At 74.5% G+C, this 21349-nt stretch carries 19 protein-coding genes; 6 read left to right on the top strand and 13 right to left on the bottom strand.

Features of this window, described 5'->3' with window-relative positions:
* The first annotated feature begins 164 nt into the window (after positions 1-164).
* Entirely contained in the window at positions 165-1007 is an 843-nt protein-coding gene (locus ACV7NM_RS14865; RefSeq protein WP_463410738.1) for a glycosyltransferase family 87 protein, read from the top strand.
* Here the strand turns inward: ACV7NM_RS14865 and ACV7NM_RS14860 are convergent.
* From ACV7NM_RS14860 to ACV7NM_RS14850, 3 genes are all read right to left on the bottom strand, one after another.
* Entirely contained in the window at positions 973-2616 is a 1644-nt protein-coding gene (locus ACV7NM_RS14860) for a DNA repair helicase XPB (protein ID WP_463410737.1), read from the bottom strand. The two genes, ACV7NM_RS14865 and ACV7NM_RS14860, sit on opposite strands and share 35 nt — an antisense overlap.
* A 155-nt stretch (positions 2617-2771) precedes the next feature.
* On the bottom strand, positions 2772-3362 hold the full coding sequence (locus ACV7NM_RS14855; RefSeq protein ID WP_463410736.1) for a DUF4291 domain-containing protein: 591 nt from the start codon (positions 3360-3362) through the stop codon (positions 2772-2774).
* Positions 3363-4028: 666 nt separating this feature from the next.
* Complete coding sequence (locus tag ACV7NM_RS14850) at positions 4029-6524, bottom strand: helicase C-terminal domain-containing protein (protein ID WP_463410735.1); 2496 nt, start codon at positions 6522-6524, stop codon at positions 4029-4031.
* Between the two features lie 142 nt (positions 6525-6666).
* Between ACV7NM_RS14850 and ACV7NM_RS14845 the strand changes: the two genes are divergently transcribed.
* Entirely contained in the window at positions 6667-7668 is a 1002-nt protein-coding gene (locus ACV7NM_RS14845) for a hypothetical protein (RefSeq protein ID WP_463410734.1), read from the top strand.
* A gap of 471 nt (positions 7669-8139) precedes the next feature.
* The gene (locus ACV7NM_RS14840; RefSeq protein WP_463410733.1) at positions 8140-8802 is read left to right on the top strand and encodes an HAD family hydrolase; all 663 of its coding nucleotides are present in this window, start codon (positions 8140-8142) and stop codon (positions 8800-8802) included.
* 2 nt (positions 8803-8804) lie between these two features.
* On the opposite strand, the gene ACV7NM_RS14835 is transcribed toward ACV7NM_RS14840, so the two are convergent.
* On the bottom strand, positions 8805-9077 hold the full coding sequence (locus ACV7NM_RS14835) for a hypothetical protein (RefSeq protein WP_463410732.1): 273 nt from the start codon (positions 9075-9077) through the stop codon (positions 8805-8807).
* Between the two features lie 176 nt (positions 9078-9253).
* On the opposite strand from ACV7NM_RS14835, the gene ACV7NM_RS14830 reads away from it, so the two are divergent.
* Positions 9254-9637 (top strand): cold-shock protein, encoded by a 384-nt coding sequence (locus ACV7NM_RS14830; RefSeq protein ID WP_463410731.1) that lies wholly within the window; start codon positions 9254-9256, stop codon positions 9635-9637.
* Between the two features lie 89 nt (positions 9638-9726).
* On the opposite strand, the gene ACV7NM_RS14825 is transcribed toward ACV7NM_RS14830, so the two are convergent.
* From ACV7NM_RS14825 to ACV7NM_RS14810, 4 genes are all read right to left on the bottom strand, one after another.
* Positions 9727-10596: a 1,4-dihydroxy-6-naphthoate synthase gene (locus ACV7NM_RS14825; RefSeq protein WP_463410730.1), complete on the bottom strand. Its 870-nt coding sequence runs from the start codon at positions 10594-10596 to the stop codon at positions 9727-9729.
* Positions 10577-11308, bottom strand: a complete 732-nt coding sequence (locus ACV7NM_RS14820; RefSeq protein ID WP_463410729.1) for a futalosine hydrolase — start codon at positions 11306-11308, stop codon at positions 10577-10579. Before ACV7NM_RS14820 ends, ACV7NM_RS14825 begins: the two co-directional genes overlap by 20 nt.
* Positions 11309-11315: 7 nt before the next feature.
* Positions 11316-11813 carry a DUF2771 domain-containing protein gene (locus ACV7NM_RS14815; RefSeq protein ID WP_463410728.1) on the bottom strand — a complete coding sequence of 166 codons (498 nt, stop codon included), beginning with the start codon at positions 11811-11813 and terminating at the stop codon, positions 11316-11318.
* A 292-nt stretch (positions 11814-12105) separates the two neighbouring features.
* Positions 12106-13482 (bottom strand): MFS transporter, encoded by a 1377-nt coding sequence (locus tag ACV7NM_RS14810; RefSeq protein ID WP_463410727.1) that lies wholly within the window; start codon positions 13480-13482, stop codon positions 12106-12108.
* A 324-nt stretch (positions 13483-13806) separates the two neighbouring features.
* Between ACV7NM_RS14810 and ACV7NM_RS14805 the strand changes: the two genes are divergently transcribed.
* Entirely contained in the window at positions 13807-14715 is a 909-nt protein-coding gene (locus ACV7NM_RS14805) for a DUF3027 domain-containing protein (protein ID WP_463410726.1), read from the top strand.
* An 800-nt stretch (positions 14716-15515) separates the two neighbouring features.
* On the opposite strand, the gene ACV7NM_RS14800 is transcribed toward ACV7NM_RS14805, so the two are convergent.
* From ACV7NM_RS14800 to ACV7NM_RS14790, 3 genes are all read right to left on the bottom strand, one after another.
* Entirely contained in the window at positions 15516-17030 is a 1515-nt protein-coding gene (locus ACV7NM_RS14800) for an SPFH domain-containing protein (RefSeq protein WP_463410725.1), read from the bottom strand.
* A gap of 153 nt (positions 17031-17183) precedes the next feature.
* Complete coding sequence (locus ACV7NM_RS14795; RefSeq protein WP_453354431.1) at positions 17184-17390, bottom strand: hypothetical protein; 207 nt, start codon at positions 17388-17390, stop codon at positions 17184-17186.
* Between the two features lie 45 nt (positions 17391-17435).
* A complete protein-coding gene (locus tag ACV7NM_RS14790) occupies positions 17436-18491 on the bottom strand; it encodes a WD40 repeat domain-containing protein (protein ID WP_463410724.1) in 1056 nt (351 codons plus the stop codon).
* A gap of 76 nt (positions 18492-18567) precedes the next feature.
* Here ACV7NM_RS14790 and ACV7NM_RS14785 point away from each other — a divergent pair, with 76 nt between their 5' ends.
* Positions 18568-19257, top strand: coding sequence for a GDSL-type esterase/lipase family protein (locus ACV7NM_RS14785; protein WP_463410723.1), 690 nt, complete (start codon positions 18568-18570; stop codon positions 19255-19257).
* Positions 19258-19349: 92 nt separating this feature from the next.
* Here the strand turns inward: ACV7NM_RS14785 and ACV7NM_RS14780 are convergent, their stop codons facing one another.
* Positions 19350-20339 carry an aldo/keto reductase gene (locus tag ACV7NM_RS14780; protein ID WP_463410722.1) on the bottom strand — a complete coding sequence of 330 codons (990 nt, stop codon included), beginning with the start codon at positions 20337-20339 and terminating at the stop codon, positions 19350-19352.
* Positions 20340-20631: 292 nt separating this feature from the next.
* The gene (gene thpR, locus ACV7NM_RS14775) at positions 20632-21213 is read right to left on the bottom strand and encodes an RNA 2',3'-cyclic phosphodiesterase (RefSeq protein ID WP_463410721.1); all 582 of its coding nucleotides are present in this window, start codon (positions 21211-21213) and stop codon (positions 20632-20634) included.
* Between the last annotated feature and the right edge of the window lie 136 nt (positions 21214-21349).

Below are 21349 nucleotides of genomic sequence, written 5' to 3'. Positions count from 1 at the left end.
CGCCTGGGGTGGGCGCAGGGCGTGTGCCTGCTGGGTCCGGGACGTTCGCCAGTGTGTGCGCCTGCTTTCCCGGGCGTACCCCGGCGGGCGGGCGTGGGCGGCGCGCGCGGTGGACTGGCTTGATCCCGGCGGCGTCGGGTCATTGATCCACTAGGGTCACGCGCGTGACCCCGAGCCCCGAGCCCGCCCGCTCGCCGTCGCCCCTCTACCGCCTGCTGATCACCGGCTCGCTGCTCGCGCTGGGGGTGCTCTGCATCGCCGCGCGCGTCCCGATCGCCGACGCCCTCGTCCACGGCTTCTCCTCCGCCGAGTGGCGCCCGCCCACCGCCTATCCGCCGTTCGCCGCGATCCTGTTCACGCCGGCCGCCTGGCTGCCGGCCGGGCTGCTCAAGGCCGTGCTCGTCCTGGGGAGTGCGGCACTGCTCGCCCTGCTGGTCCTGTCGTCCTGCCGCCTCGCGGGGCTGCGGGCCCGGCCGGGGTACGTCCTGGCCGCCACCGTCGCCGGGCTGTGGGTCGAGCCGCTGATCCAGAGCCCGTTGCCCGGTCAGATCAACCTGGCGCTGGCCTGCGTCGCCGTCTGGGACCTGGGTCGGCCGTCCGGGGGGCTTGGCAAGGGCTTCGCGCTGGGCACCGCCGCCGGGATCACCCTGACCCCGGCGGTCCTCATCCCGTACCTGCTGCTGACGGGCCGAATCCGGACCGGCCTGACGGCACTGGCGGCGTTCGCCGGTACCGGCCTGCTGGGGCTGGTCGTGCTCCCGCATGACTCCGCCGACTACTGGACCCGCCACCTCGCCTCCGGCGGTCGGGCCCTGCTGCCGGCGCTGCCGCACCTGTGGGTCTGGTGCGTTCCGCTGCTGGCGTTCCTGACGCGCGCGGCCGGTCGCCGGCGAGCCCCGGCCGCGCGGGTGCCCTCACCGAGGTCACCCGTCGCGGAAGGGGACGTCCGCCGGGGCGGGAGCGGGGACTGGGTCAGTCGCTCGCCAGGAGCTCGTCGGCGTCCATGATCCGGTAGGCGTAGCCCTGTTCGGCCAGGAAGCGCTGGCGGTGCGCGGCGAAGTCCTGGTCGATCGTGTCGCGCGCGACGACCGAGTAGAACCGCGCCTCGTGCCCGTCCGCCTTCGGGCGCAGGACCCGGCCGAGGCGCTGCGCCTCCTCCTGGCGCGAGCCGAAGGTGCCCGACACCTGGATCGCGACGGTGGCCTCGGGCAGGTCGATCGAGAAGTTCGCGACCTTCGAGACGACCAGCACGCTGATCTCGCCCTCGCGGAAGGCGTTGAAGAGCTTCTCGCGCTGCGCGTTGGAGGTCTCGCCCTTGATGACGGGCGCGTCGAGGTGCTCGCCCAGCTCGTCGAGCTGGTCGATGTACTGCCCGATGACCAGGGTCTGCTCGCCCTGGTGCTTGCGCACCAGCGCCTCGGTGACCTTCCGCTTCGTCGCGGTCGTCGCGCAGTAGCGGTACTTCTCCTCCGTCTCGGCGGTCGCGTACGCGAGCCGCTCCGAGTCGGTGAGGTTCACCCGCACCTCGACGCAGTCAGCCGGCGCGATGTAGCCCTGGGCCTCGATCTCCTTCCACGGAGCGTCGAACCGCTTGGGCCCGATCAGGGAGAACACGTCCGACTCGCGGCCGTCCTCCCGGACCAGGGTCGCGGTCAGGCCGAGCCGCCGTCGGGCCTGGAGGTCGGCGGTGAACTTGAAGACCGGCGCGGGCAGAAGGTGCACCTCGTCGTAGAGGATCAGGCCCCAGTCGCGGGAGTCGAACAGCTCCAGGTGCGGGTAGACACCCTTCCGCTTGGTCGTCAGGACTTGGTACGTGGCGATGGTGACGGGCCGGATCTCCTTGCGGGTGCCGGAGTACTCCCCGATCTCTTCCTCCGTGAGGGAGGTCCGCTTGACCAGCTCGTGCTTCCACTGCCGGGCCGAGACGGTGTTCGTGACGAGGATCAGCGTGGTCGCCTTGGCCATCGCCATGGCGCCCGCGCCGACCAGCGTCTTGCCGGCGCCGCAGGGCAGCACGACGACACCGGAGCCGCCGTGCCAGAAACCCTCGACGGCCTGCTGCTGGTATGGCCGCAGCGCCCAGCCGTCCTCCACCAGGTCGATGGCGTGCGCCTCGCCGTCGACGTAACCGGCGAGGTCCTCGGCCGGCCAGCCCAGCTTGAGCAGGGTCTGCTTGATCTGGCCGCGCTCGGAGGGGTGCACCGCCACGGTGTCCGGGTCGAGTCGCGCCCCGACCAGGGGGGCGATCCGCTTGGACCGCAGGATCTCCTCCAGCACGGGCCGATCGGTGCTGGTCAGCACGAGTCCGTGGACGGGGTGCTTGGACAGGGTCAGCCGCCCGTACCGGGCCATGGTCTCGGCGACGTCGACGAGCAGCGCGTGCGGCACGGGATAGCGGGAGAACTCGACGAGCGCGTCCACGACCTGCTCGGCGTCGTGCCCGGCGGCGCGGGCGTTCCACAGCCCGAGCGGGGTGATCCGGTAGGTGTGGATGTGCTCGGGGGCGCGCTCCAGTTCGGCGAAGGGTGCGATGGCGCGGCGCGCGGCTCCGGCCAGCTCGTGGTCGACCTCCAGGAGGAGGGTCTTGTCGCTTTGGACGATGAGAGGCCCGTTCACACGCGTCCCTTTCCGGCGTGGGGTGGACCGCCCTGACGAGGACGGCCAAACCTCCAGTCTGCCGCATCGCCGCGTGGTCGGGGCGGTTCCCGGCCCCCAGCGCCGCCGGGCCGCCCAGGCACGGCCGGGCGGGGTGGGGCCGGCGAGGGTGCCCGCTATGCGCCCAGGTGGGGCAGGGGGCCCGTCGGGTACGGGGGCTCGACCGGGAGCAGGGCGCGCGCCGCGTCGGTCCGGCCGGACCGGACCAGACCGTGGATCTCCCGCGCGAGCGGGGTGACGTCGCGGATGGAGACCGTCCAGGAGTCGGCGTAGGTACGGGAGGCCGGGCCCGACAGGCCCAGCTGGAGCGAGCGGTAAGGCAACGGGTTCAGGTGCAGGTCGCGCTCCGGGTCCCACTGCACGCGGGCGGGGGAGCGGGACAGCGCGCGCCGCCACGACGCGCGGTCGGGGTGGGTGCGGGGTTCGAAGTGGGACAGGCACGCCCCGGCCAGCGCCTCGTCGAAGCCCTCGCGCGTGATCTCGACGGCCAGCACCGTCTCCTGGTCGGCCTTGGTGGCCCAGCCGCAGCGGTACATCATCCACAGGAACGAGGGCTTGACCCAGGTCATCCGCTCGCGCTTCCAGGCGGCCGGGAAACGCCCGTCGCGGGCGGCGGGAAGGCCCAGGGCGGGCGCGTACGCCTGGTACACGGTGACGGTGGTGGCGGTGCGGGCGGCGCGGACCGCCCGACCCGGCTGTACGGACATGCCCCCAGGGTGCCGGGCGCCCGGCCGCCGTGCCGGCGGTTTTCCGCCCGCGCCGGCGGGCGGGCTCGCTGCCAGGACGACCGACCCCACCGGCGCCCGGACGGCCGAAGCGGCCTGGCGGACGCTGCTCGCCGCCGATCACAGCGGCGCGGAGCCGGTGGCGGCGGCGTACGCCGAGCCGCGGCCGAACGCAGTCGGGCCGGTGGGCCGAGTCGCCGCGCGTCGGGTGCGCGGGGCGTGGCTCCCAGCGGGAGCGGGGCGGCTGCGGCGCCGCCGAGCTGCCCGGACCCGGGCTGCTTCCGGGGCCCCGCCCCGGACGCCGCGCCTCAGATGCCGGCCGGGCCGGTTTCCGGGCGGCGCGGCGCCCGCGAACCCGCCGCCCGGCACCCGGCCCGGCCGGCGGAAGCGACGGATCTTCCGGTTCGCACGCGGGAGCCGCGTTTCGGCAGCCGCGCCGGCGGTGGACGCGCGACGTGCCGTATACCGGTCCGACGGGGCCGGCCGGGAACACGCGGGTCGTGCCACGTCGAAGGGGCCCTACCGCCCGCTCCCACCGGCCTCAGCAGGTCGGCGGGGCCGCCGCGTCACGGTCGCCGAAGACGGGGCGGTGGCCACGGGTCGTCTCGCCGGACCCTTCCGGCGAGACGACCCGTCCGGACGACACGCCTAGACCTGGTCCTCCGCCAGTTCCGCCACGCCCGTGATGCGGTGGAGGGCGAAGGTGCGGACCTCGTCCGCCGTGTGGTCGTAGCCGGTGACGAAGCCGCCCTCCACCCGGACCGGGGCGATGACGCGCTGACTGGCCGCGCCCTCCGCGTTCACGTAGCCGATCCACACCGCCGAGCCGGTCAACGCGGCCGCCTGCACCGTCGCCAGGGTCTCCGCCGCGCTCGTGCGCGGGAGTTCGCCCGGGGCGGCGCCCCCCGAGGGGTTGGTGGTGGGTTCCTTGCGGACCGCCGTCGCCGCCAGGTCGCCCGCGCGGATGGCCCGTACGGCCGCCCCGAGCAGGGTCGCGTCCGGTACCGGTGGGCCGTCCGGAACCGGCGCCGGCGCCGAGCGGGCCGGGGAGCGGTGCGCGTCCGCCCGGGCCACCAGGACGTCGCCCGTACGGGACTCCGCGGCCGGTGCGTAGCCCATCGCCCGCAGTCCGTCGAGCAGAACCTTCGGTTCGGCCTGCGCGGCCAACACCGTCGGCGCGAGCCGGCGCAGCCCCAGCCCCGCGGAGCGCTTGTCGGCCAGGATCTCGTTGAGCATGCCGTCGTCGTCGCAGCGCAGGTACGAGGAGGCGGCGCCGACCCGCAGGTGCCCGTGGCGCCGGGCCACGTCGTCGATGAGGTACGACAGCGGCTGCGGGACGGGGGTACGGCTGTGCTCGGCGAGGAAGGCGTGCAGGTCGACGGCGGTGTGCCCGGCGTCCAGGGCCCGGCGCACCGAGCCCGGCGTGAAGCGGTACACCGTCGCGCCGCCCTTGGACTCGACTTCCGCGAGCACCGCCAGGGTGTCGCCGAGCGGCCGGCGCAGCGGGCCGGGAGCCACGGCCGTCAGGTCGGCCTGCAGCAGGACGTGGTCCACCGGCTCCGGCAGCTGCGGGGCGAGCACCGGCGCCGGGTCGCGGCCCTCCAGCAGAGCGCGGCCGAAGGCGCTCAGCGCGCCCCGGCCGGTGACGCCGAGGACCTCCGCGTCGGTCAGCGTCCACCGCGCGAGGCGGGTGCGAAGGTCGCTCGTGCCGCGCGGCGGGCGCTCCCACGCGAGCCGGGCGAGCAGCGCGTCCGGGTCGGGGGAGCCGCCCTCGGGCAGCTCGGCGAGGAGATCGAGGACCCGGCGGCGGACCTCGGGCGCGGCGGAGCGGTCGAGCTCGGGGCCGAGGGCCGACAACGTACGCCCCTTGCTGTCCTGTTCGCCGACCAGCCCGGCCGTGCGGGTCGCCGGCAGCCACGCCCGGGCCAGCACCGTCCAGCGTTCGGCGGGCGGAAGTTCGAGCCAGCCGTCGAAGGCGGGGGTGGGCGCGTACCGCTCGTCCGCCTCGGCGTCCCCGGCCACGAGCCCGGCCGCGTAGGCGAGTTCGGCCCAGAACGCCGCCGACTGCTCGCTGGTGTCCAGCGCCGCCGCCGTCCTCTTGAGGTCCCGTACGGACAGACCGCCGGCCCGCAGCACGGGAGGACCGGTGTGCTCCCAGGACTTCACCAGTTCCTCCACGGTCGACAGCGCCGCCAGCGCCTGACCCGCCGCGTTCGCGTCCACAAGCTGTGGACGGTGCTCGCGGTGTACGAGCACGGTCGGGGCGACCGGCTCCGTCACCCGGTGCGCGAGCCCACCGCGCAGGTACAGGGCCACCTCGCGGGGCAGTACGACCGTGCGCGCCGAGGCGGGCAGCAGCAGGCCCCGATCGCGCAGCCAGCGCACCGGCGGCGTCGGATCGGGGGTCACCTCCCCGTACGGCGGCCCCCACACGAGCCGGCCCAACACCTGGTGCGCCTCCGCCGGGGCCTCGTCCAGCAGCGCCGACATCCGCTCGGGGTCGGTGAACAGGCCGGTCAGCGCCGCCACGGCGGAGACGGGGTCGTGGGTGGCGGGCAACCCGGCGGTCGCCACGATCTCCTGGACGCGCGTCGGTGACATGCCGGAGGTGGCTTCGGCGACGGTCGGGCCCAGCCCGGTGGGGGAGGGGCGGCTCGGGGACGGGGCGAGCAGCTCCCGGGCGGTGCGGACCAGGCGGATGCGGTCGTCGTCCCCCCACACCAGGGCCTGGTCGCGGAGGGTGCCGAGGGCCCGCGGGAGGGCGGCGCGGGCTCCGTTGTCCTCGCCGGTGCTGCCGGTGTCTCCGGCCAGCAGCGACTCCAGCACCGGGTACGGGCATGGGTCCGGGGCGACCGCGAGGGCCTCCGCCGTCTGGAGGGCGAACCGGTCCAGGCGGTCCAGGGCGCGGACCACGGAGGCGCGGGTCCCGGCGCGGGTGGCCAGCTGGGTGACGTCGCCGGGCACCGGGGTCAGCAGGTCCGGGCGGGCGTGCAGCAGCGCGGCGAGGGCCACGTCGTCGCGGGCGCGGAGCGCCTCGGCGAGGGAGCGCGGCGCGGTGGCGGCGGTGGTGCGTGCCTGGTCGGTGCGTGCCTGCGCGGTGCTTGGCTCGGCGGTGCTTGGCTCGGCGGTGCTTGGGTCGGGCACGGTCGCCTCCTGGTCGCGTCGGCCGGTCCGTCGGCCGGTCCCCATCCGGTCAACGGTATCCGCTGTGGTCTCCGTTGCGCCGCCAGCGGCTCCACGGCGTACGCGCTACCTTCGGGGCAGGCGGGACGGGAGGAGGCGGGGCGTGGGGATCGAGAGCGACCAGCTGGTCTACGAATACCTGAGCAGGGTCGGGGACTTGGCGCAGCGGCGGCAGCTGTCGTCGGGGGACCGGATGCGGCTGGTGGCGGGGCTGCGGGACGAGATCGACCGACGGCGCGCCAAGTACGAGCCGGAGACCCCGGCGGCGGTGCGGCGCATCCTGGAGCGGATCGGTACGCCGGAGGAGGTGCTGTCCGCCCTGCCGGGCCCGGCGGGGGAGGCGGCGACGACGGCGGCTCCGGTGGCCCCGGCGGTGCCGGAGCAGCGCGGCGGGGTCGGCGGGGGCCGCGGGGGCTTGCGGGGCTTGCGCAAGCAGGGGCCGGAGCCGCGACCGGCGGAGAACGTGCCGCCACACCTGGCCGGGCTGGACGAGCTCGGCGACGGCGACGGCGGCGAGCCGGACTGGTGGCGGCTGGGGCCGGGCGGCTACGGGGCGGGACCGCAGGTGGAGGGCTTCGCCGGGGGCATCGAGATCCCGGACCGGTTCGCGCGGGACGAGGAGGACGAGGAGGGGCCGCGGGCTCCCGTCGCCGACGAGCCGTCGGCTCCGCCGTCCCGCGTGCGGGTGGTCGTACGGGCCCTGCGGGAGCGGCGCAAGGCGGCGGCGGTGGTCCCGGCGCCGGTCGGGGACGTGGTGGTGGCGGCCGCGCGGCCGAAGCCGAACCTGTTCCTGCTGCTGGCGGCGGTGGCGCTGGTCGCGGGGGCGGTGACGGGGTACTGGCTGGTCCTGGCGGCAGGCTTCCTGCTGGCGTACGCGTCCCGGGTGCTCGGGCCGACGGAGCGCAAGGCGGTGGTGTTCGGGGTGCCGGGCACGGTCTTCGCGGGGGCGGTGGTGTGGCTGTGGGGGCGGCACGCCGGGCGGTGGGGGGAGGCGCTGGGGGACCAGGAGCTGGGGGTGGTGTTCCAGGACATGTGGCCGTGGCTGGCGCGGGTGGCGGGGGTGGTGGCGGCGGTGTACTTGGCGTGGCGTTCGCGGCGGGTCTGAGGGCGGGGCGGGCTTGCCCGGGGCCCGGGCTGCGCCGGCCTTTGAGGGGCTCCGCCCCGCGCCTCAAGCGCCGGCGGGGCTGGAGGTGGCGGCCCGTGCCTTGAGCGTCGGCGGGGTTTGGTCGGGGCGGGCTTGCCCTGAGGGGTCATGGGTGCGGCGCCGTCGCGCGAGGCGGCCCCGGCTGCGCCGGGCTTTGCGGGGCTCCGCCCCGCGCCCCGCGCCTCAAGCGCCGGCGAGGCTTGATGCGGCGGCCCGTGCCTCAAGTGCCGGCGGGGCTGGAAGGGGGTTGGTTTCGGACTTAACGGCCGGGAAGCGGGGGTGGGGTTTCCGGTTAGTTCGACACGGCGTCATGGATCGCTTGAGGCGGCCTATACCGGCAGGGACGTTTCAGCGTGACAAGTCCGTACATTTCACCCTGCGGTCGGCCGGACGCAAGGCCGCGTACCCACCGGTCTGGCCCCTCTCGGCACAATGGCTCCCATGACGTCCGAGACGCCCCCCACCGCCCCCGCCGTCCCGCCGTTGACGGTGGGCTTCGACCTCGACATGACTCTCATCGACTCCCGCCCCGGCATCAGAGCCAACTACCTGGCGCTCTCCGCCGAGACGGGCACCTTCATCGACGCCGACGAGGCCGTCACCCGGCTCGGGCCACCGCTGGAGGAGGAGATCGCCCGGTGGTTCCCCGAGGAGGAGATCCCCGCGATGGTCGACCGGTACCGGGAGATCTACGCCACCCACGCGATCCACACCACCCCCGCGATGCCCGGCGCCCTTGAGGCGGTCAAGGCCGTGCAGGGGCTCGGCGGCCGGGCGATCGTCGTGACCGCCAAGAACGAGCCCAACGCCCGTATGCACCTGGAACACCTCGGCATCGAGCCCGACGCCGTCATCGGCTGGCTGTGGGCCGAGGCCAAGGCGGAGGCCCTGCGCGAGTACGGGGCCCAGGTCTACGTCGGCGACCACGTCGGCGACGTACGCGGCGCACGCGCCGCCGGCGCCGTGTCGGTCTCCGTGCCGACCGGCCCCTGCGCCGAGCCGGAGCTGCGCGCGGCCGGTGCCGACGTCGTACTGACGGACCTCACCGCGCTGCCGGAGTGGCTGGAGGAGTACGTCCGCACCCGCGAGATCTGACCTCAGCCGGTGGCGGCCCGGGTCTTGCGGGCCGCCCTGCGCTGCGCGGCGGCGGAGCGGACCACGCCGGCCGCCGAGACGGCGAACCCGACGCCCATCAGCATGCACACCGCCCACGCGGCCGGCGGGAACGGGGCGATGTCGAGGAACATCGGCGCCATCGTCACGAGCGTGGCGACGGCGCCGACGATGAAGAGGATGCCGCCGGCCCGGATCAGTCCGTCGCCCGGCCGGGGCGCGTCATCGTCGTGATCGGGATCAGGAGTAGCAGTCACCTCACCAGGGTAGTTCCCTGGCCGAAGCAGCAGTGCCGGAAGGACCGGGTAACGACTTGTCACCCGTTTCCTGAGCATTAGCCTGGAGGTGGCGGGTCATGGGGACCCGCTTCACTGCTGTCCGGAGCCGTCACACGGCTCTCCGGACCCGACACGCACAAGAACAGAGGACGGACGTGCCTACCGGCAAGGTCAAGTGGTTCAACAGTGAGAAGGGCTTCGGCTTCCTCTCCCGCGACGACGGCGGCGATGTCTTCGTCCACTCGTCGGTGCTCCCCGCCGGGGTGGACGCCCTCAAGCCCGGGCAGCGCGTGGAGTTCGGCGTGGTCGCCGGACAGCGCGGTGACCAGGCACTTTCGGTGACGGTGCTCGATCCGGCACCCTCTGTCGCGGCGGCACAGCGCCGTAAGCCGGACGAGCTCGCCTCCATCGTGCAGGACCTGACGACCCTGTTGGAGAACATCACGCCGATGCTGGAGCGGGGCCGCTACCCAGACAAGACGCACGGCGCGAAGATCGCGGGGCTGCTGCGGGCGGTCGCAGACCAGCTCGACGTCTGAGGCGCCCGGCGCACGACGTGAGGTGACGCCGGTGCCCCGCCCCCCTGGAGGGGGGCGGGGCACCGGCGTTCGCGGTCAGGAGGGTCCGGCTACGGGAAGCGCAGAGCGTCGGGCGCGATGGCCGGAACCAGACCCTCTGCGGCGGCCCGGGTCAGGAGACCGCGCACGGCCGCGTACCCGTCGTCGCCGAGGTCGGCGGTGAACTCGTTGACGTACAGGCCGATGTGCTGGTCGGCGACGGTCGGGTCCAGCTCCTGCGCGTGCGCGCGGACGTACGGGCGGGACGCCTCGGGATCGTCCCAGGCCATCCGCACCGACGCACGGGCCGACTCGGCCAGCGCACGCAGCGCGTCCGCGCCCAGTGAGCGCTTGGCGATGATCGCGCCGAGCGGGATGGGCAGGCCGGTGGTGGACTCCCAGTGCTCGCCCATGTCGGCCAGACGGTGAAGTCCGTAGTCCTGGTAGGTGAACCGGGCCTCGTGGATGACCAGTCCGGCGTCCACCCGGCCGTCGCGCACCGCCGGCATGATCTCGTGGAAGGGCAGGACCACGACCTTGCCGACCGGCGCGGGGAGCACGTCCGCCGCCCACAGCCGGAACAACAGGTAGGCGGTGGAACGCTCGCTCGGCACGGCGACCGTCTTCCCGGCGAGGTCCACGCCGGCTTCACGGGTGAGTACGAGGGGGCCGCAGCCCCGTCCCAGCGCGCCGCCGCAGGGCAGCAGCGCGTACTCCTCCAGCACCCAGGGCAGCACGGCGTAGGACACCTTGAGCACATCGAGTTCGCCGCGCTCGGCCATGCCGTTGGTGAGGTCGATGTCCGCGAAGGTGACGTCGAGGGCGGGCGCGCCGGGGACCCGGCCGTGCGCCCAGGCGTCGAAGACGAAGGTGTCGTTGGGACACGGCGAATAGGCGATGCGTACCGGCGCGTCGCCGTTGTCAGGGTTGCTGCCGCTCATGCTGTTCTCCCCAGTGGACGAGTACGGGTCCCAGCGCGCGGAAGCCGTCGGTCAGCGCGGCCAGGGCGTCCCCGATCCGCCAGGCGTCGCGGTCGCGGGGCCCGACGGGATTGGACACCGCCCGGATCTCCAGGACGGGCAGCCCGTGCGCGACGGCCGCTTCCGCGACGCCGAAGCCTTCCATGGCCTCGGCGCCGGCCAAGGGGTGGCGGGCGGCGAGCTCGGCGGCCCGGGCGGCGGTGCCGGTGACGGTGGAGACGGTGAGGACGGGTGCGAGCAGTCCGCCGGTCGCCTCGGCGGCCCGGGCGGCCAGCTCGGTGGGGGGCAGGTGCACGCTGTGGCCGAAGCCGAGCGCGTCCACCGGCAGGAACCCGTCCGGTGTGTCGACCCCGAGGTCGGCGGCCACGAGGGCGTCGGCGACGACGAGGGAGCCGGGCGGGGCGGCGGGCGCGAACCCGCCGCCGATGCCGGCGGAGACGACGAGCGCGTAGTCGGCCAGCGCGAGGGCGGTGGCCGTCGCGGCCGCGGCGGCGGCCGGTCCGACGCCGCCGACGAGGATGTCGGCGGCGAGACCGGGCAGGTCCCGGCGGTGGATCGGATAACTGCCGGGCAGCGTGCGCGGCTCCGGGGTGACCGGGTCCGGATAAGGGGTGAGACCGGCGGCCACGGAGTCCGCCTCCGCGGCCACGGCGGTCACGATGAGCGCGCGCACGGTGCGGCTACTTGAGCTTGACCTTGAAGGTCCAGACGGCGAGCGGCTTGCCGCTCGCGTCGAACTGGACGAAGCCCAGCATCTTCGAGGCGGGGGCCTCGCCCTGGCCGCCGGTGGCGAAGACGTCGGCGCCCTGGAAGCTGCGGTAGGTGTTCGCGGACGGCTCGGTGATCGGCTGTCCGTCGAGGACCGCCTGCCACTTCTTGTCGTCCTTGACGACGTCGGGATCGACACCGAGGCGCAGCGTGTCGCCGCGGCCGTACTCGATGGTCTTGGCGTGCTTGATGTTGGTCAGGCAGTTCTGGACCCTCTCCACGGAGAGTTCCTCGCCGCTGCCGGGGCGGCAGGCGGCCTGCGAGGACACCGTCGAACTGCCGACGGTCACGGTCGCGAGCGGCGTCGGCTTGTTGGTGTCGCAGGCCGAGAGGAAGAGGAGGCCGGCGGACACGGCTCCGAGGGCCGCGACGCTGCGGTGGGCCCTACCCGGGAAAAGCGGTGCGGTCATGAGCCGAAGGCTATCGGGCCGGTGGGCCGCGTTGCCGCACGGGGGGTGCGCGGGGCGTGGCTCCCTGCGGGAGCGGTGGCCGGGCGGGGGCCGGAGTGGGAGGCGGAGTGGGAGCCGGGGGGGGGGTGCCGGGTGGGTGCCGGGTGGGTGCCGGGTGGGTGCGGCGCCGCCGCGCTGTGCGGCCCCGGGCTGCGCCCGGGCTTTCCGGGGCTCCGCCCCGGCCCCCGCGCCTCAATCGCCGTCGAGGCTGGATCTGCCGCCCGTGCCTCGAACGGCGGCCCCCGTCGGGGTGCTACGCCACGCGGGGCCGGGAGGAGCTGGGGTGGTGGGCGGTGGTGAGGGCGCCGCGGAAGGCCATCAGGGTGCCCGTCGCGACTATGGCCGCCGCCACCGACATGCCGAGGACCCCGTTCAGCGGCAGCACGATCCCGATTCCGCCGCCCAGCACCCACGCCATCTGGAGCAGCGTCTCCGACCGGGCGAAGGCCGAGGTCCGTACCGCCTCCGGCACGTCCCGCTGGATCATCGCGTCCAGGGAGAGCTTCGCGAGGGCCTGGCAGAACCCCGCCGTGGCACCGAGGACCGCCACGAACAGCCCGCTGAAGAACACCGCCGCCAGCACCGCGACCCCGAGGGTCACCGCCAGCACCGCCGCGATGATGGTCTCCGGCGCCCGCGCCCGCAGCCACGCGCCCACCGCCGTACCGGCCGCGTTGCCGACGCCCGCCGCCACGCCGACGATGCCGAGCGACACCGCCGCGCTCTGTCCCGCCAGCGGATGCTCGCGCAGCAGGAACGCCAGGAAGAAGATCAGGAACCCGGACAGCCCGCGCATCGCGGCGTTCGCCAGCAGCCCGCACAGCACCGGTCGGCTGATCGTCCGCAGCCCCGGCTTGCGCGAGCGCGCCTCGTGCGTGGACAGCCGCGCCCGCCGTTCCCCCTTCGCCTCGTCCACCTTGTGCGGCAGCGTGAACGCCGCGAAGGTCCCCCAGATGAATATGGCGCACGCCCCGTACAGGGGCCAGGGCGGCCCGATCGCCTGGAGCCCGGCGCCGACCGGCGCCGCGGCGCCCGTGGCCAGCAGCCCGGCCAGCGTGACCCGGGAGTTCGCCTTGACGAGTGAGAACTTCGGCGGGAGCAGTCTGGGGACCACCGCGCTGCGCACGACCCCGTACGCCTTGGACGCGACCAGTACGCCCAGTGCCGCCGGGTACAACTCCAGTCCGCCCGTGGCCACCGCGCCCGACATCATCACCGCCAGCAGCGCCCGCGCCAGCATCGCGGCCGCCATCGCGGCCCGCCGCCCGTGCGGGAGCCGGTCCAGCAGCGGACCGATCACCGGGGCCAGCAGGGTGAAGGGGGCCATGGTGATGGCGAGGTACAGGGCCACCCGGCCGCGTGCCTCGTCCGTGGGCACCGAGAAGAACACCGTCGACGCCAGCGCCACCGTGATCATCACGTCGCCGGCGCCGTTGATGGCGTGCAGTTCGATGAGTCTGCCGAGCCCCGACTCGCCCGCCCCGTGCGCGTGCGTGGCCCGCCGAATCCCGCGGGCCGTACCGGTGATGGGGAAGTGCAGGGCACGACCGACGGCCCGGCCGGCCCGACTGGCCGGTCCCGGGCCGTCTGCGGACGACCGTACGGGTGCCACCTGGCCATAGTGCCCCACTCGGCCCTCCCGGACCCGCCCCGGCGCGTTTCGGGCCCCCGTCGGTCCCGGGTTGTCCGCGAATCGGACCTTGCATGTGGGCCGAAGGCGTCGGAGGAGGTAGCGTGCGTAGCGCGCCACCGGCGGTTGCTCTTGGCCGCGCGCCTCTTCGCGATCCCGCAGAATGGATTGCAGGTAGGTGCGCCCGAGGCCGATCGGGTGCGGACGTCGACGCGGCCCTCTGGTCCGCTCCGCCCGCGCTACGTACGGACAAGACCGACGGGTCGTTGAGGACGACAGTACGGACGGCGCACTCGTGAGACGGCGTAGGAGAGAACGAGACCTGTGAGTGCTGCGACGACGCGAAGCCGTACCCCCGACCGCCTGTGTGCCGAGGCGGTAGACCTCGCCCGTGCGGCGGCCGAGGAGGCCGCCTTCCCCGGAGTGGTGGGCGAGCATGTCTCCGTCGCCTCCGAGGGCGACCGGGTCGTCACCCACTTCTTCGAGTGCAAGGACCCCGCCTACCGGGGCTGGCGGTGGGCCGTCACCGTGACGCGCGCCTCCCGCGCGAAGCTCGTCACCCTCGACGAAACGGTGCTGCTCCCGGGCGATGACGCGCTCCTCGCCCCCGAATGGGTGCCGTGGAGCGAGCGGCTGCGGCCGGGCGACCTGGGGCCGGGCGACCTGCTGCCCACCGAGGCCGACGACCTGCGGCTGGAGCCGGGCTGGACGGGCGAGGACGCGCCGCCGCCGAACTCGGTGGTCTCCGAGGAGATGGCCGAGCTGGTCGAGGCGGAGGACGCGGACGTCACCGACCGGACGGTGGTGCCGGTACGGGGCTCCATCACCTCGGTCGCCGAGGAGCTCGGCATGCGCCGGGCGCGCGTCCTGTCTCGGTACGGGCTGCACAGTGCGGCGGACCGCTGGGACGAGGGGTTCGGGGCGAAGACCCCGATGGCCCAGGCGGCGCCGGCGTCGTGCGTGTCGTGCGGGTTCCTCGTCGCGATCGGCGGCTCGCTGGGCCAGGCCTTCGGTGTCTGCGCGAACGAGTTCGGTCCGGCGGACGGGCGACTGGTGTCGCTGTCCTACGGGTGCGGGGGCCATTCGGAGGCCGCGGTCATGCCGAAGCCGCTGCGGCCCGCGCCGCCGGTGCTGGACTCGATGGCTTCGGACGAGTTCCTGCTGCGGCCGGCGCCGGACACCGGCTCGGTGCCGGTGTCGGACCTCCCGCCGTCCGACCTGGGCCACTCGTAGCCTGCCGCGCCGCGCCGCGGCGCAAGAGCCTCCGGGCTCCGCCCTGGGCCGGTGCTGCGGTTCGACGGCGGTGCCGGGAGGCCGTCCCCGTTCCGGACGAGCCGTGCGGACGTGACGCGGCGGCCCCGGAGCGAGTCCAACAACGTGCGGCCTGCCCCTGCCCTGCCCTGCCCGCCCGTCAGCCGGGCCGGCCGAGCCGAATCCGACCTCGTGGGGGCACCTCTGGGGGTCGGCCCCCACGAACGGAGCCCGGGGAGTAGCCGGGGGGAGTCCGCGACCCGGGCCCGGGGCGGAGCCCCGAAATCCCGGCGGCGCCGGGGGCGCTTGCGCCGCTGCGCGGCAGGGAGACTGCGGCCCAGGCCCAAGGCCGGGCGCCGGGGGCCCTTGCGCCGCAGCGAGACCGCAGCCGCAGCCCGGGGCCGGGCGCCGGGGGCCTTTGCGTCCTCTGCGCGGCAGCGAGACCGCGACCCGGGCCCGGGGCGGAGCCCCGAAAAATCCGGCGGCGCCGGGGACCCTTGCGCCGCAGCGCGGCAGCGAGACTGCGGCACAGGCCCGGGGCGGAGCCCCCCCGGCGGGCCGCACGGCCCATCGGTACCGCCGTCAGATCCCGGTGGCCTGCTCCGAGGCGGTCCGCACGGCCCCCCCGGCCCCCCCGCGTCGCGCGCGGACGGTGTCGTCCGGGACGGGGACGTCCCCCGGCGGGCCGCATGGCCGCCCGGGCCGCCGCGTCACGCGCGCACGGTGTCGTCCGGGACGGGGACACGTCCCACGGCGGCCGCACGGCCCCTCCGGTGCCGCCGTCAGGCCCCGGGGGCCTGTTCCGAGATCGGGATGACCTCCCCGGCGGGGGGCGTCATTGCCGGGACGGGCGGGGTCGGCTGGGTCGGGGGTTGCGCCATCGAGGACAGCAGCTGCCGGGCCAGGCCCAGGCCGGTGCCGCCCATCGTCAGGGCCTTCGCGAACATCTCCGACATGCCCTCGGCCCCGTTCAGCAGCACCATGTGCTCCACGTTGCCGAACGCCCCCGCCCCGGCCTCCACGATCTTGGGCCAGTTCTCGGCGAGCTGCTGCGCGACCACCGCCTCCTGGTTCTCCGCCAGCGCCGCCGCCCGGGCCTTGATGGCCTCCGCCTCCGCGAGGCCCTTCGCCTTCGCCGACGCCGCGTCCGCCAGACCGCGGGCCTTCGCCGCCTCGGCCTCCGCGAGACCCCTGGCCTGCGTCGCCGCCGCCTCGGCCTCGCCCGTCGCCCGGGTGGCCTTCGCGTTGGCCAGGCCGCGCGTCTCCGCCGCCTGGGCCTCGGCCGCCGCGGCCGCCTTGACCCGGGTGGCCTCGGCCGCCGCCGCGAGTTCCGTCTCCTGGGCCTTCGCCTGCGCCGCCGAGATCCGCGAGTCGCGGTCCGCCTCGGCGAGGGTGCGCTGCTCGTACGCCTTCGCGTCCGCGGGCTTGCGTACGTCCGCCTGGAGCTGCTGCTCGCGCCGGTCGGCCTCCAGCTCCGCGACCCTGGTCTCCTGGACGACGACCTCCTGCCGGGCGGCCGCCTCCGCGAGCGGACCCGCCTGCTTGGCCGCGGCCGCGGCCTTGTCCCGCTCGGCCTGGTAGCCGGCCTGGAGGATCTCGCTGTCCCGCGTGGCCTCCGACATCCGGGCGAAGGCGGCCTGCTCGGCCTCCGTCGCCAGCAGGTTCGCGTCGGCCTGCGCGATCCGCGCGTCCCGCTGCACGGCCGCCGCGTGCGGCATCGCGAGGTTCTTGATGTAACCCGTCGGGTCCTCGATCTCGTGGATCTGGAGGGAGTCGACGATCAGACCGAGCTTCTCCATCTCGCTCCCGCAGGCCGCCCTGGTCTGGCCGGTCAGCTTCTCGCGGTCGCGGATCATGTCCTCGACGGTCAGTCCGCCCACGATCGAACGCAGATGACCCGCGAAGACGATGTGCACGCGATCGGGGATCATCTTCTGCTGGTCCAGGAACCGGCGTGCGGCGTTGGCGATCGAGACGGTGTCGTCCCCCACCTTGAAGATGACCACGCCGCGCACCTTCAGCGGGATGCCCTGGTGGGTCACGCAGTCCACCACCAGCTGGGTCTCGTTCAGGTCCAGTGACAGTTTCCGCACGGCCTGGACCCCCGGCAGTACGAGCGTTCCGCGCCCGGTGACGATCCGGAACCCCATCCCGTCGCCCAGGCCCTCGGTCCGGTGCGCGGAGCCGGAGATGACGAGTGCTTCGTTCGGTTCGGCCACCCGCCACATGAGCTTGAACAGTCCGACCAGAACAAGTACGGCGGCGAGAACTACTCCCGCCACGACGCCGATGTCCATCGGCAAACGCCCCCTTAGAGCGGTGCCGTTGCGGCACCGGTGAAGGCGAGTGTGCGCCTGCCGACATCCGGCGTGAAGGCGTCGGCGGAGTCTTGTCGCAATCTTGATACGCGCAGGTGGAGTCGCAGGTGGAGTCGCAGGTGGAGCCAGGGGTCAGTTGACGTACGCGGCGCTGACGTACACCGTGCGCGGCGGCAGGTGTTCCACCACCGTGACCACCGTCCCCACGGGCAGGGGCCGTTGCTCGCCCAGTGCCGGATACGCCAGGAAGTGCTCGGCTCCGCCCCGGATGCGGACGATGACCTCGCCCACCAGGCCGGGCCCCACCGTCCCGGTGACCCGCCCGCTCAGCCCCACCATGTCATCGGCCATACCCGCAGGTTACGCGGCCGGCTCCGGGCCCCTTCAGCGTTTGCGCCGGACGAGCCGACGGCCGCCGAGCACCAGGGCGGTGGCCAGGACGAGGACCATCGCCCCCTTGGTGAAGGCGCCGCCCTCCGGCTTCGCGGAAGCGCCGGGAGCGCCGCTCCCGGGCGGGGCGCCCGACGGTGCGGCGGGCCGTGCGGAGGGCCGTGCGGAGGGGGCGGTGGCCGTCGGGCGGACCGGCACCGCGATGACCCGGCTGCTGACCCCCTCCGAGCCGAACAGCAGCGTCGAGCCGTCCGGCGAGTACGTCACCGACTCCGCCTGTCCCTGCCAGGGCGCGGCCACCGCCTCCCCCGACCCCTGCGGGCGCCCGTCCTTCCACGGGTAGGTCTTCGCGAAGAAGTAGCCGCGCAGCGTCAGCCGGCCGCCGTCCGGTGAGAACGCCCCGTCCGTCACCCACGGCACGTCCGCGATCCGCCGGAACACGTTGGTGCCGTCCGCCGACAGCCGTTCGGGTCCCTCGTAGAGCCCGCCCGTCCGCTCGTTCTTGCTCGCGATGTAGACCCGTCCCGTCACCGGATGCACCATCAGCGCCTCCGCGTTGCGCGGGCCGTCCGCGTACCGCACCGTGAACTGCTCCGCCTTGACCGTCGCGTCCGCCAACTCCCGCGGTTCCGGGAAGCGGTAGATCCAGACGTGGTCCCAGGTGCCGTCCCTGTTGTCCCCGATGTCCGCGACGTACAACTGCCCGTCCGGGCCCAGTGAGATCGCCTCGATGTCACGCGGCCGTCCGATCCCGGTCATCGTCACCCGCGCCACCGTCCTGCCGGTCGCGGAGTCCACGGCGTACACGTACGGGCCGTCGTCGCTGTCGTTGTGCGTCCAGTAGACGCCCGGGTGGACGCGGCTCGCCGCGAGTCCGCTGGACTCCGTGATGCGCGGGTCCCGGATGGTGAAGTCCGAGACGCCCGGCGGCGCGGGGGCGGCGGTCGGCGAAGCGGCGGTCGGGGCGGCGGCGATCGGCGACGCGACGGTCGGGGACGCGGTGAGGACGGCGGCGGCGGTGAACGCGGTCAGGAGCGGCAGCGGGCGCATTGTCCAAGCCTGCCAGGCCGTCCGGCGTGGCGGGCATCACAGCGGCCGTGCTCCGGTGATCCGCGATGATGACCGGATGCGTTTCATGTTCGTCGGCGACTCCATGACCATCGGACGCGCCGGCGACTACACCTGGCGCTACCGGATGTGGCAGCACCTGCGCTCCACCCTGGGCGACTCCTTCAGCATCGTCGGCCCGCGCGACGCGCTCTACGACGCCGCCACCGACGCGCCCGTCAGCGACGCGTACGCCGACCCGGCGTTCCCGCAGGACGCCCGCCGCCACCTGGCCGGGTGGGGCGAGGGGTGGCAGCACATGGCGCCGCTGATCGGCCCGGCGGTCGCCTCCGCAGAGCCGGACGTGTTGCTCGTCTCGCTCGGGCTGATAGACCTCGGCTTCTACACCGACGCGCCCCAGACCGCCGTCAACGTCCGCCGGTTCATCGCGCGGGCCCGCGCGGCCCGCCCCGGCATCCGGATGGTCCTGCTCCCCGTCATCCCGAACGTCCGGGCCGACTCCGACGCGCCCTTCGCCGCCCAGGTGACGGCCTTCAACGAGCTGCTCGCCAAGGCGGTGGCGGACCTGTCCACCCCCGCCTCGCCCATCCTGCTCGCGGCGCGCCCGCAGGGCTACGAGTTGGGACAGGACACCTACGACGGCACCCACCCCAACGCCTCCGGCGAGCACCGCCTGGCGGCCGAGTTCGCCTCGGCGCTCCACCAGGCCTGGTCCATCGGCGGCCCCTACCGCGCGGCGACCGTCTGAACGAGGGCCGGCGCGGGCGTCCGTCCGAACGAGGCCGGCGACCGTCGCCCGTGACGAACGGGACGACGGCCACCGCGGTCAGGGGCGGACGGCTACCAGGCGAAGGCCTCCGGGGCCGGGCCGGGGCCGGGGAAGATCTCGTCCAGGGCCGTCAGCACCTCCTCGCTCAGCTCCAGCTCCAGCGCGCGCAGGGCGCTGTCGAGCTGCTCGGAGGTGCGCGGGCCGACGATCGGCCCGGTGACCCCGGGTCGGGTCAGCAGCCAGGCCAGGGCCGTCTCGCCGGGCTCCAGGCCGTGCTTTTCGAGGAGGTCCTCGTACGCCTGCACCTGCCCCCGGACCGTGCTGTTCGCCAGCGCGTCCGCGGAGCGGCCCGAGGCACGCCGGCCGCCCTCCGTCTCCTTCTTGATGACACCGCCGAGCAGACCACCGTGGAGCGGGGACCAGGGGATGACGCCGAGGCCGTACTCCCGGGCGGCCGGGATGACCTCCATCTCGGCCCGCCGTTCGGCGAGGTTGTACAGGCACTGCTCGCTGACCAGCCCGAACGAGCCGCGACGGGCGGCGGTCTCATTGGCCTGGGCGATCTTGTAGCCGGGGAAGTTGGACGAACCCGCGTAGAGGATCTTGCCCTGCCGGATCAGGACGTCAACGGCCTGCCAGATCTCCTCGAAGGGCGTCAGGCGGTCGATGTGGTGGAACTGGTAGACGTCGATGTAGTCGGTCTGGAGCCGCTTGAGGCTCGCGTCGACGGCCCGACGGATGTTGAGGGCCGACAGCTTGTCGTGGTTGGGCCAGGGGTCGCCCTCGGCGGCCATGTTCCCGTAGACCTTGGTGGCCAGGACCGTCTTGTCCCGGCGTCCGCCTCCCTGGGCGAACCAGGTACCGAGGATCGCCTCGGTGCGGCCCTTGTTCTCACCCCACCCGTAGACGTTGGCGGTGTCCACGAAATTCAGACCCGCGTCGATCGCGGCGTCCAGGATGCCGTGGCTGGTCGGTTCGTCTGTCTGCGGACCGAAGTTCATCGTGCCGAGGACGAGTCGGCTGACTTTGAGTCCGGTGCGTCCGAGCTGCGTGTACTTCATGGGACCCAAGCCAACTGCTTGGAGTCGACTCCAGGCAAGAGCGCGCGGGCGTCGAGCGCGGGCGCGGGGGGTTACTGGCCGACGGCGGCCGCCACGGCGACGACGACGAACATCAGGACGAGCACACCGGCCATGACACGGTTTCTGGTCTTCGGATCCACCCGTCGAGCGTAACGCGGCAGCAGCCGGCTCCCGGTCGTGGGGCTGCGAGACTGCTCACACGGACGGACCCGGCGGGTGCGGGTGGCCGCCGTCCGCGAACGGCCGGAGGGGCGGGGCTCCTACGAGGCGATCAGACGGGCGGGGCGTTGACCGCGAGCGGCCAGGCGCCGACGACCTCGTAGCGGGGCCGCTCGCCGGGGACGCCGCCCGTGGGGAGGTTGCTGCGGACGAGGCTGAGGGTGTCGACCCGCCAGGGCGTGCCCTCGAAGGGGGCGAGCGCGTCGAGGTGGGGGCGGAGGGAGGCGCCGCGGGCGCCCCTCGCGAGCGTCAGGTGCGGGGTGTAGCGGCGGTGCTGCTCCATCGGGATACCGGCCCGGCGGGCGGCGGCGTCGGCGCGTTCGGCGAGGAGCCGCATCCGGTCGAGGTCCCCGGCCGCGCCGGCCCACAGGGCGGTGTCGCCGAAATGGCCGCAGCCGTGGACGCGGAGGGGGAACGACTCGGTTCGGGCCGCCGCGCGGGCGAGACGGGCGTGGAGGTCGGGGAGGAGCTCCTCGCGCACCTCACCCATGAAGGCGAGGGTGAAGTGCCAGGAGTCTTCCGCGGTCCAGCGCAGGTGCGGGGCGGGGGGCGACGCGGCCCGCGCCGCCCGGACGGCCTCGCGGAGTTCCGCGACGGCGGGGGCGGGGGGCATCACGGCGGCGAACAGCCTCATGGGGTGACCCTAGTACCCCGCGGTGGGGCGACACCGTCGCGCCGGCGGCCCCGGCCGCGCCGGGCCTCCCGGCCCGCACCCCGCGCCCCGTAACCCCGCGCCCCGAATGCCGGTGGGAGCCGGAGAGGCGCCCCCG

Source organism: Streptomyces sp. Tek67B01, from assembly GCF_055231995.1.
This window is presented reverse-complemented; position numbering and strand designations above follow the sequence as displayed.